The organism is Kitasatospora sp. NPDC059160 (assembly GCF_042755465.1).
GTDB lineage: Bacteria > Actinomycetota > Actinomycetes > Streptomycetales > Streptomycetaceae > Kitasatospora.
Genome location: NZ_JBHZCN010000183.1, coordinates 1 through 9,813, shown reverse-complemented (window position 1 = coordinate 9,813; position 9,813 = coordinate 1). Strand labels below are relative to the sequence as shown.

10 protein-coding genes and 2 pseudogenes are annotated in these 9,813 nt (G+C 73.0%); 8 read left to right on the top strand and 4 right to left on the bottom strand.

Features of this window, described 5'->3' with window-relative positions; genetic code table 11:
- A pseudogene (locus tag ACFXOZ_RS40900) lies at positions 1–109 on the bottom strand (ATP-binding protein); the annotation flags it as partial.
- A 19-nt stretch (positions 110–128) separates the two neighbouring features.
- Between ACFXOZ_RS40900 and ACFXOZ_RS40895 the strand changes: the two are divergent.
- The 3 genes from ACFXOZ_RS40895 (at position 129) to ACFXOZ_RS40885 (ending at position 2,782) form a co-directional block, all read left to right on the top strand.
- Positions 129–701, top strand: coding sequence for a TetR/AcrR family transcriptional regulator (locus ACFXOZ_RS40895; protein ID WP_380595122.1), 573 nt, complete (start codon positions 129–131; stop codon positions 699–701).
- Positions 702–750: 49 nt separating this feature from the next.
- Entirely contained in the window at positions 751–1,077 is a 327-nt protein-coding gene (locus ACFXOZ_RS40890) for a hypothetical protein (RefSeq protein ID WP_380595120.1), read from the top strand.
- 211 nt (positions 1,078–1,288) lie between these two features.
- Positions 1,289–2,782 (top strand): FAD-binding protein, encoded by a 1,494-nt coding sequence (locus tag ACFXOZ_RS40885; RefSeq protein ID WP_380595118.1) that lies wholly within the window; start codon positions 1,289–1,291, stop codon positions 2,780–2,782.
- A gap of 47 nt (positions 2,783–2,829) precedes the next feature.
- Here ACFXOZ_RS40885 and ACFXOZ_RS40880 read toward each other — a convergent pair whose 3' ends face one another.
- Positions 2,830–3,624: an alpha/beta fold hydrolase gene (locus ACFXOZ_RS40880; protein WP_380595116.1), complete on the bottom strand. Its 795-nt coding sequence runs from the start codon at positions 3,622–3,624 to the stop codon at positions 2,830–2,832.
- A 169-nt stretch (positions 3,625–3,793) separates the two neighbouring features.
- Between ACFXOZ_RS40880 and ACFXOZ_RS40875 the strand changes: the two genes are divergently transcribed.
- The 4 genes from ACFXOZ_RS40875 to ACFXOZ_RS40860 all read left to right on the top strand — a co-directional run bounded on the left by ACFXOZ_RS40875 (position 3,794) and on the right by ACFXOZ_RS40860 (position 6,770).
- Positions 3,794–4,438: a TetR/AcrR family transcriptional regulator C-terminal domain-containing protein gene (locus ACFXOZ_RS40875; protein WP_380595114.1), complete on the top strand. Its 645-nt coding sequence runs from the start codon at positions 3,794–3,796 to the stop codon at positions 4,436–4,438.
- Between the two features lie 197 nt (positions 4,439–4,635).
- The gene (locus ACFXOZ_RS40870) at positions 4,636–4,983 is read left to right on the top strand and encodes an ArsR/SmtB family transcription factor (protein WP_380532263.1); all 348 of its coding nucleotides are present in this window, start codon (positions 4,636–4,638) and stop codon (positions 4,981–4,983) included.
- 84 nt (positions 4,984–5,067) lie between these two features.
- Positions 5,068–6,090, top strand: a complete 1,023-nt coding sequence (locus tag ACFXOZ_RS40865) for a phosphotransferase family protein (protein WP_380595112.1) — start codon at positions 5,068–5,070, stop codon at positions 6,088–6,090.
- A gap of 116 nt (positions 6,091–6,206) precedes the next feature.
- Complete coding sequence (locus ACFXOZ_RS40860; RefSeq protein WP_380595110.1) at positions 6,207–6,770, top strand: histidine phosphatase family protein; 564 nt, start codon at positions 6,207–6,209, stop codon at positions 6,768–6,770.
- On the opposite strand, the gene ACFXOZ_RS40855 is transcribed toward ACFXOZ_RS40860, so the two are convergent.
- Positions 6,728–8,008 carry an MFS transporter gene (locus ACFXOZ_RS40855; protein WP_380595108.1) on the bottom strand — a complete coding sequence of 427 codons (1,281 nt, stop codon included), beginning with the start codon at positions 8,006–8,008 and terminating at the stop codon, positions 6,728–6,730. The genes ACFXOZ_RS40860 and ACFXOZ_RS40855 overlap by 43 nt on opposite strands.
- A 207-nt stretch (positions 8,009–8,215) precedes the next feature.
- Positions 8,216–8,530, bottom strand: a complete 315-nt coding sequence (locus tag ACFXOZ_RS40850) for an ArsR/SmtB family transcription factor (protein WP_380532272.1) — start codon at positions 8,528–8,530, stop codon at positions 8,216–8,218.
- Between the two features lie 487 nt (positions 8,531–9,017).
- Here ACFXOZ_RS40850 and ACFXOZ_RS40845 point away from each other — a divergent pair.
- Positions 9,018–9,692 (top strand): annotated as a pseudogene (locus ACFXOZ_RS40845) (terpene synthase family protein); the annotation flags it as partial.
- Positions 9,693–9,813 lie beyond the last annotated feature (121 nt).

Sequence of the window (9,813 nt, the reverse complement as noted above, 5' to 3'; positions counted from 1 at the left end):
GGGCGCCGTAGAGGCGGGCGACGGTGGTCTTGCCAGTGCCGGGCGGACCGGCGAAGACCAGGTGATGGCTGATCCTGGCGACGGGCAGGCCGGCCGAACGCAGCCGCGCCGAGATCACCACGGCCGCGGTGGAACTGGCCGACCGTGAGGGCCTGGAGGCCGTCTCCATGCGCCGCGTCGCATCCGCCCTGGGCACCGGCGCCGCCTCGCTCTACCGCTACGTGGCCACCCGCGACGACCTGCTCGACCTGATGACCGACAGCACCGCGAGCGACTACGACCTGCCCGCCCCCACCGGCGACTGGCAGGCCGACCTGCTCGCCGTCGCCCGTCAGGCCCGGCAGATCATGCGCCGCCACCCCTGGCTGCCCGCCATGGTCATGAGCCGCCCCACCCTCGGCCCCCACGGGATCGACCTCCTGGAGCACGTGCTCGACGTGCTCGCCGACCACCCGGCCGCCCACGCCCGCAAACTCGAGGCCTTCGCCCTCCTCAGCGGCCTGACCGCGCTGTTCGTCCAGAACGAAACGGCTGCCGCGAACACCGGCACCACGCGCCGCACCGCCGCCTACCTCCACCACGTCGCCGCTGCGGGAAGCCACCCCCGCATCACCGCCCTGCTCGCCGCCTCCCCGCCCGACGATCCTCGCGACCGGTTGGACGCCGTACTCCTCCACGCCCTGACCGGCGTCCTGGGCTGACTCCCCCGCAGCTGAACACACAGCTGATCACTCCGGCTACCCTCACCCCATGGAACCGGAGCATCCCCTCCTTCGCGATGTCTTCCCCGGCCTCGTCGACGAGCTGAGTGCCCTCCTGGAGAGTGAGGGAGAAGATGGCCTGGCCGTCAGCGTCAGGGATGTTCGGCTGGTCGGCGAGTGTGGCTGTGGTGACGACTTCTGCCAGAGCATCCGCACGGCGGAGCATCCGCGGGGGCAGCCGTACGGTCCCGGCCATCGGTGTGTGCCGCTCCTGCCTTCGAAAGGCATGCTGGTCCTGGACGTCGTGGACGACCGGATCATGTCCATCGAGGTGCTCGATCGCCCGCCCATGCGCCGCCTGAACGTGGAGCGGTGACGTTCCGGTGGGGTGCCTGGCGCGGTGCCCAGCCCACCAGGTGACAGGGTCCGGGTGACAAGATCCGGGTGACGGGCGCGCCACCGGCGTCCCCGTCCGCGTGACAGGGTTCGGACGACGAGGCAGCACGGTCCGCACGAGCCGGGTAGGTGGTCGCGGGATGGTTGCGGTACAACAATCCCTATTTGACGACTGATCGGAGAACCCTGAGATGAGCAGGTCAGGCCTATCCCGCCGCGCCCTGATCGCCGGTGCCGGCGCCGCCGTCGTCGGGTGGAGCACCACTGCCCATGCCTGGGCCACCGCTCCCGACGCGGACGTCGCCGAACTGCCCGCCCTGGACGGGGCGGTGACGCTGCAGCAGGGCGACGGTCTGGAGCGGTTCTCCACCGACTTCGGGCACCTGGTCACCCGCGCGCCCCGCGCGGTGCTGCGCCCCGGCTCGGTGCGCGACGTGCAGAAGGTGGTCGCCTTCGCCCGGCGCCATCGTGTCCCGGTGGCCGTCAACGGGCAGAGCGGGGACGCGGCCGCGCAGGGAACGGCCTCCCTGGAGTCGCACTCCAACTACGGCCAGGCCAACCCGCTCGGCGGCATCGCGATCGACGCCCGCGGCCTGAACCGGGTCATCTCGATACGGCCCGGTGAGGCCGTCGTGGAGACCGGCGCCACCTGGGCACAACTGGTCGATGCGGGCCTGGCCAAGGGCTGGGTGCCGCCCGTGCTGACGGACTACCTCCACCTGTCGGTGGGCGGGACGCTCAGCGTGGGCGGCATCGGCGGGGCGGTGCAGCACCACGGCCTGCAGACCGACACGGTGCGCGAACTCCAGGTGGTCACCGGCACCGGTGAGCTGGTGACCGCCTCGCGCGGGCGCAACCGGGAGTTGTTCGAGGCGGTGCTGGCCGGCGGCGGGCAGGCGGGGATCATCGTCCGGGCGACGCTGGCGCTGGTACCCGCCCCGGCGCGGTCCACCGTCTTCACCCTGGCCTACGACGACCTGGACGCCTACCTGGCCGACCAGCAGAAAGTGCTCGCCGACGGGCGTTTCGACCTCCAGGTCGGCAACGTCGTGCGCAGCGCGGACGGACAGCGCTGGCGCTTCACCGCCGAGTTGGTGGCGTACGGGCCGGCGGACCGGCCGGCGGACCGCCAGGCGCTGCTGACCGGCCTGAACCCGGTGCCGGGCGAGACGACCGTGGTGGAGCAGGGCTGGCGCGAGTACGCGTTCCGGGTCGACGCCTTCGCGGGGTACCTGCGCTCGGCCGGTTTCTGGGGGCTGCCGAAGCCGTGGCTGAGCCTGTTCCTGCCCGCCGCCACGGCAGGGGTGTTCATGCGGGAGGCCGCCGAGCAGTTGACGGCCGCCGACCTGGGGGCAGGGCTGCTGCTGTTCTACCCGTACACGCGGGCGAAGGTGGCGACGCCGCTGGCCGTCCTGCCCGATGCCCCCGTCGGCTGGCACTTCGACCTGCTCGCCTTCCCCGCGCCGGGCGCCGACACCGCCGCCATGCTGGAGCGCAACCGGCGCCTGTACGAGCGGGCCGTGCAGCTCGGCGGGAAGCGCTACCTCATCGGCGCGGTACCCGGCATGAGCGGCGCCGACTGGCAGGCACACTACGGAGGGCTGTGGGAGCGGGTGACGCGGGCCAAGCGGCGCTTCGACCCGGCGGGGATCCTCACCCCGGGCCAGGGCATCCACACCACCTGACCCCGCGCACCCGGGGCCCGCACCACCGGGTGCGGGCCCCGGGGCGGTCAGGCGTGGTCGCGGGCCGCCTGGGCGAGGGCGCCGAGCGCGAACTGCCTGGCGGGCGGGCCGGGTTGGGTGAGGAAGTCGAGCAGGAGGCGGTTGACGAGGTCGGGCTTCTCCAGCGGGGCGGTGTGGGAAGTGCCGGGCAGGACGGCGAGTTGGCCGTGGGGGGCGGTTCCGGCCACGGCGGCGCTGTGGCAGATGCGCACGCCGTCGTGGTCGCCCTGCATCACCAGCAGGGGCATGGGCAGGTCGGCCAGGGCGGCGAAGCCGATGTCGGGTTCCTCCCGCCACATGGCCAGCCACTTGGCGAAGACCACGGGGAAGTGGGCCGGGCCGTCCGGGGACAGCGGCTCGTACTGGGGGCGGAGCATGGCCTCCAGACGCGCGGTGTCGTCGAGGATCGCGGCGTCGGCGTCGGTGGAACCCGCACGGCTGACACCACCGCTGATGAGGACCAGGGAACGGACCAGATCGGCACGGCGCAGCGCCGTCCGCAGGGCGACGGTCGCGCCCGCACTCCAGCCGACCAGGTGGACGGGGCCGGTGCCGAGGGTCTCCAGGAGGGCGATGAGGTCACCGGCCATCAGGTCGCTGGTGACGGGGCCCTCGACGTCGGGGGTGCGGCCGTGGCCGCGGCGTTCGGGGGCGTGGACGCGGAAGTGCGCGGCAAGGGCCGGGATCTGGCCCCACCAGCTGTCGGCGGTCACCCCTCCCCCGTGCAGCAGGACGACGGGGTCACCCTCGCCCTGGATCTCGCACCAGGTGCGATGTCCACCGACGTTCACGTACTCACCCATGCCACGCCTCCATGTCTGCTCGCCCGAAACCCGAAAGCCCGAAGCCCGAGAGCCCGGAAGGCCCGAAGCCACTTGAGCATCGCTCAGGTCGATCATAGGCAGATGACCTGAGCTAAGCTCAAGTCCCCTTGCCCCCAAGCTTTCCCGCCGGAAGGAGCCCGCTGACACCATGGCGCTGCACCGCAATGACGTCATCGCCGCCGCACTGGACCTGCTCGACGAGGTCGGGCTCGAGCGACTGACCACCCGGGCGCTGACCGAACGCCTGGGCGTGGCCCCCGGGGCGCTGTACTGGCACGTCCGCAGCAAGCAGGAGCTCCTGACGGCCATGGCGGACACCGTCGTGGCCCCGGCCTTCTCCGCACCCGTGACGGGCAAAGGCGAGGGTGCGGAGGCGGAGGCGGAGGCGGAGGCGGAGACGAAGCCGGGCAGTTGGGCGGAGCACACCGAGGCGTTCGCGCACCGGCTGCGCCGGGCACTGCTGGGACGCCGCGACGGCGCGCGGCTGGTGTCGGGACACCTCGTCCCCGGAACGGCGACGCTCAGGTCCCTGGAGGACGGCCTGGCCCTGATGAGCACACAGGGACTCACACCGGCCCAAGCAGCAGTGCTGGGGCACGCGGTGACCAGCTACGTCATCGGATTCGTCCTCCAGGAGCAACAGGAGCCCGCCCCCACCGGCGAAGCCGCCGGCCCGGACCCGGCGCACTTCCCGCTCCTCGTGCAGTGGCAGACCGAACACCCCGGCCCCGACGCCACGTTCGCCGCGGGCCTCACGCTGCTGACCACGGGCCTGGCCTCCCAACTCGCCTGAGGAACACCGAGGACACCACCCGTTCGGGCGGTCGGCGCGCGGTTCGTGTTGCAGAGGTGTTGCAGCGGGCGTGGCGGGACCCCGTCCCGTAGTAGCGTCTGCCATGAAGTCGCGCACCGTGCGCGGCGGTTGACGGGGGTTCGACTCGGAACGGGGGCCAGGCGTGGAAAGGGGTGGTGGGTGTGGGACGGGCACGCGTGACGGCGCGAGTGATCGTGCACCCCGGTGTGGAGGACGTCAACGTCCAGCAGGTGTTGGAGGCCCTCGCCGACCCGGCGAGGCGCAAAGTGGTGCACACCCTCGCCCACTCGGGCGCTGACCTGAGCTGCGGCTCCTTCGACCTACCCATCGGACGCTCCACCTCCAGCCACCACTTCTCCGTCCTGCGCGCGGCCGGAGTGGTACGGCAGTACTACGTCGGCACCACGAAGATGAACACCCTCCGCACCGAGGAACTCGAACAACGCTTCCCCGGCCTCCTGACCGCAGTCATCGCGGCCGCCGACACCGAAGCCCACCGCACGCCCCACCCACCAAGCCCCTAGGGACCAGCGGCTCCGCCGCCAGGCCGTCGTACGGGGCCGGGGCGTCGCCACGGGTGCGCGGGGCGGGGCGTAGGGTGGTCGACCATGACCGAGGACGAGGTCCAGGGGTGGGCCGGAACGCGCCGGTGGGTCGAGGGCACGCTGGCGCCCGGTGAGCGGATCGCCGGCGTGCGGGCGCTCAAGGGCGGGTGGACCTCGCAGATGCGCCGCCTGGACATCGAATCCGTCAACAGCGACAGCAGCGACGACGGCAACCACGACAACAGCGGTAACGGCGACAACGGCCGGGACGGCAGCGGGCGTTACTCGCTGGTACTGCGTTCCTTCGTCAAGCCCTTCTACGTCCGCCACGCCCCGGGCATGCTGGAGCGCGAGGCCGACGTGCTGCGCCTGCTGGCCGCCCGCGACATCCCGGCGGCGCGGCTGCGCGCGGTGGACGCCCGGGGCGAGCACGGCGAGCACCCGTCGCTGCTGATGACCCACCTGGACGGCGGGGTGCGGGTGCAGGAGGACGGGGACGTGGCGCGGCGGGTGGAGCTGCTGGCCCGGCAGCTGGCCGCCGTGCACACCGTCGAGGTCGACGAGGAGCAGCGGCCGCGGGCCTGGCAGGCCTGGACCTCCCCCGAACGCGTGCAGGTGCCGCCCGCCACCGAGCGGCCGGAACTGTGGGAGCGCGCGGTGACGCTGATCGGCCGCCCGGCCCCCGAGCACCGAGGTGCCTTCCTGCACCGCGACTTCCACCCGGGCAACGTGCTGTTCGACGGTACGGGGGCGGAACTCGCGGTCAGCGGAGTCGTCGACTGGGTGGAGACCTCCTGGGGCCCCACCGACCTGGACGTCGCCCACTGCTCGACGGCGCTGGCCCTGCTGCACGGCGTGGAGACGGGCCTGGCCTTCGCCGACGCCTACGAGCGGGCCGGCGGCACGCTCACCGCCACCGGGGAGGACCACCTGTACTGGCGGCTGCTGGACGCGCTGGCCTTCGCGCCGGACGCGGAGAAGGTCGCCGTGCCCTGGCGCGAACTGGGCCGCACCGACCTGAGCACCCAGCTGCTGTCCGCCCGCCTGGAGGAGTACGTGGCGGCCCTGTTCGAGCGCTACGCGTAGTCGGCCCCCACCCCGGGCACCCTCCCCTCGACCCGGCGAGCACCGGTGGCCACCGCAAGGCCACCCGACAGCGCAGGGCAGGGCAGCCCAGGGGCGGGGCAGGGAGGAACCGGCGAATGGCAGTGGAGATCGTCTACGAGACGCACGCCACGACCACCGACAACGAAGCGGGCATCGCCACCGGCCACGTGCCCGGGCGCCTGGGCCCGCTGGGCCGGCGCCAGGCCGCCGAGCTGGGCGAGCGGCGCCGGGGCGAGGCGCTGGCGGCGGTGTTCAGCTCCGACCTGCACCGCGCGGTGGCCACCGCACGCATCGCCTTCCCCGGCGGCCACCCGCCCCTGCACCAGGACCCCCGACTGCGCGAGTGCGACTACGGCACCCTCAACGGCGCCCCGGCCGCCCTGGTCGCGGCGCTGCGCCCGTACTGCGCCGACCACCCGTACCCCGGTGGGCAGAGCCACCGCCAGGTCCTCGCCGCCACCGGGGCCTTCCTGGCCGACCTCGCCGCGGGGTTCGACGGACGGCGCGTCCTGCTGATCGCACACTCGGCCAACCGCTGGGCGCTGGACTGCCTGCTGGCCGGCGCCCGCCTGGAGGACGTCCTGCGCGAACCGCCGCCCTGGCGCCCGGGCTGGTACTACACCCTGCCCACGCCCTGGCCCTGGCCGCCGCCCGCCTGAACCCCGCTGCGGGACGGGGCCCGCTCCGCGGCCGGGGCCGAGACCACGGCCGGGCCCGGGACACCCGCCGGCGGGGTGGGTGGGCCGACGCGACGGCGGGCGCAGACGGCGGCGAGGGCAAGGGCCGCCAGGGCCGCGCCGGCCAGGGGCAGGTGGCGGGGACCGGCGACCGTGACGGTGGCGCCGGCCAGGGCGGTGCCCAGGGTGATGCCGAGGTTGGAGAAGGAGATGAACAGGCTGTTGCCGAACTCCGGTGCCCGGGCGGCGTCGCGGGCCAGCCAGCCCTGGGCGACGGCCAGTCCCCCGGAGTGGACGGCGCCCCACAGCAGGACGCCCGCGACCATCGCGGCCGGATGGGTGCCGATCGCGTAGAACAGCGCGTACAGGCCGACGTACAGCAGCGGGTAGGCGGTGACGGTGCGGGTCAGGTCGCGTTCCAGCAGGCGCCCGAAGCCGATGCCGGTGACGGTCATGACGGCGCCGAAGGCCATCAGGGCGGCACCGGTGAGGGAGGGGGCGAGGCCGGTGACGCTCTCCAGGTACTCGGCGAAGAAGCCGTAGCCGGCGAACATCGCCGCGAAGATCAGGGTCACGGCCGCCACCGCGAGCCACAGTCGGGCGCTGCGCAGGATGCCGAGCTGTCCGGCGGTCGAGACGTGCTGCTCCCGGGGCAGGCGGGGGAAGAGGACCAGCAGGCCGGCGGCGGCGAGCAGGTTGACCGCGGCGGCGCTCCAGAACGCGGCGGCCAGGCCGAGGTGGTCGGCGAGGTAGGCGGTCAGCGGGACCCCGAAGGCGAAGCCGGCGCTGACGCCCGCGAAGACGACGCTCACCGCCCGCCCCTCCCGGCCGGGGCGGGCCAGCCGGGTGGCGGCGGTCAGCGCCAGGGCGAAGAACACCGGGTGCACCAGGGCCGGCAGGACGCGGAAGGCGAGCATCACCGGGAAGGAGTCGGTGAGCGCGTACACGGCGTTGGACACCGCGAACAGCACCGGCACCGCCACCAGCACCGCCTTACGCGGCAGCCGGGAAGCCGCCAGGGTGGCCGGCGGCCCGGCCAGGGCCACGGTCAGCGCGAAGACGCCGACCAGCCAGCCCGCGGTGGCCGGAGCCACGTGCAGGTGCTGCGACAAGCGCGGCAGCACCCCGACCACCCCCATCTCGGTGGTGATCACTCCGAACACCCCGACCGCCAGGGCCCCCACCGCCAGCGCCGCGCGCGGACCTCGTACACCGTCCATCAACAGCCTCCCTCTCACGTCCACGGGCCGTCCACGGGCCGGATCGCCATCCGAATCCGCAACGACAAATCTAGATAGTTAGATGAATCAGGGCCGAAGAAGAGGGGCGCCCACCCAAGGGCACCCCTCATCGACGTCACAGCACCACGGCACCCCGGCACCCCCGCACCACGACCCCGGTCGAGCGGCACCCGGCCGGGCACGACCTCAGAGCTCGTCGCGCACGTACGCGGCGAAGGCCGCGATCGTCTCCTCGTCACGCCGGTAGAACGTCCACTTGCCGACCCGCTCGGACACCAACAGCCCGGCGTCACGCAGGATCTGCAGATACCCGGAGACCACCGACTGGGCCAGGCCCGAACGCTCGCGGATGTCGGTCACGCACACCCCGACGTGGAAGCCCACCCCGCGCTCGCGGTAGTACGCCTCGTCCCAGTACCGCTCGGGCGTCTTGAGCCAGCGCAGGAAATCCGCACGCGCCGGGTTGGCGAGCGCCTTGTGCACGGCCAGCGGATCCACCACGCACGCTCCTTCCCCGACCACGGACACCCTCGACACCAGGACGCATCTAATATTCTCGATACGATCAACCGTGTCAAGCCGCCCCCGCCCCGCCCGGCGACCGCCGAACTCCCGCCATGCACATGCCTTCGTGCGCCGGGCGGTGCGCCCTGACCGGGGCGCCGCGCACCGCTGATCTTGGATGCGTTGCCGGTCACACGCGCGAGGAGCGGTCGAGTGCCCCAGGATGCCGAGTTCTTCATGCCCTACCCCCGCCGGTCGCACCCGGACACGCCCGCCGCCCTGGAGCGCAACATCGCGTGGGCCCGGCAGTTCGGGCTGCTGCCCACCGACAGCGCCGTGGCGCTGTACGCCGCCAGCGGGGTCGCGGAGTTCGGCACGGACTTCTGCACCGAAGCCGGGGACGACGTCGACCTGCTGACCAACGGGATGGCCTTCCACTTCATCTTCGACGACTTCTTCGACACCCCGTCCGGACAGCCCGCCGACGCCGCGGATCGGCGCCGCCTTCGCGCGGCTCTGGGCGGACATGACCGAGGGGCGGTCGGCCGAGTGGAGCCGCCGTGCGGCCAGGAGCTGGCTGGACTACCTGTACGCGAACCTCACCGAGGAGGCCAACCGGCGCACCGGCGAAGTCCCCACCGTCGACGAACACTTGGAGGTACGGCGACACTCGATCGCGGTGCGGCCGACCCTCCATCTGCTGGAGGCGGCCGGTCGTTTCGAGGTGCCGTCGCTGGCCTGGCACAGCGGGCGGCTCACCACCGCCCGCCGGCACACCGTCGATCACGTGGTCCTCGTCAACGAGGTCACGGGCCTGGAGAAGGACGAGGCCCGCGGCGAACCCAACCTCGTCCAGCTCGTCATGGCGGAACAGGGCCGCTCCCGTGACTCGGCGATCCGCTACGTCATCGCGACGGCCGACGAGCACCTGCGGGCGTTCCTGGACCTGCACCAGGGCACAGCGGGGTTCTGCGACCGGCTGGGCCTGTCCGGCGGCGGTCGTGAAGCGGTGCACCACCACGTCGACAACCTCCGCGACATGATCGCCGGGAACTACTACGTCCACACCTCCGTAGGGCGGTACGGCCCGGCCGCCTCCGCCCGCATCGGGCCCGACGCACCAGGCCTGCTCGGCCAGGACGGCATCACGCCCTCGTAGCGGCCCCCACCCGAGCCGGAGCACCTGGCGGGAGGGTGTCCGCTCCTCGGTCACCCCGCGTCGGGCGCGGGGTGCGGGCAGTAGGATCGACGGCGTTGTCTGTCGTACACCGCTGGTAGGA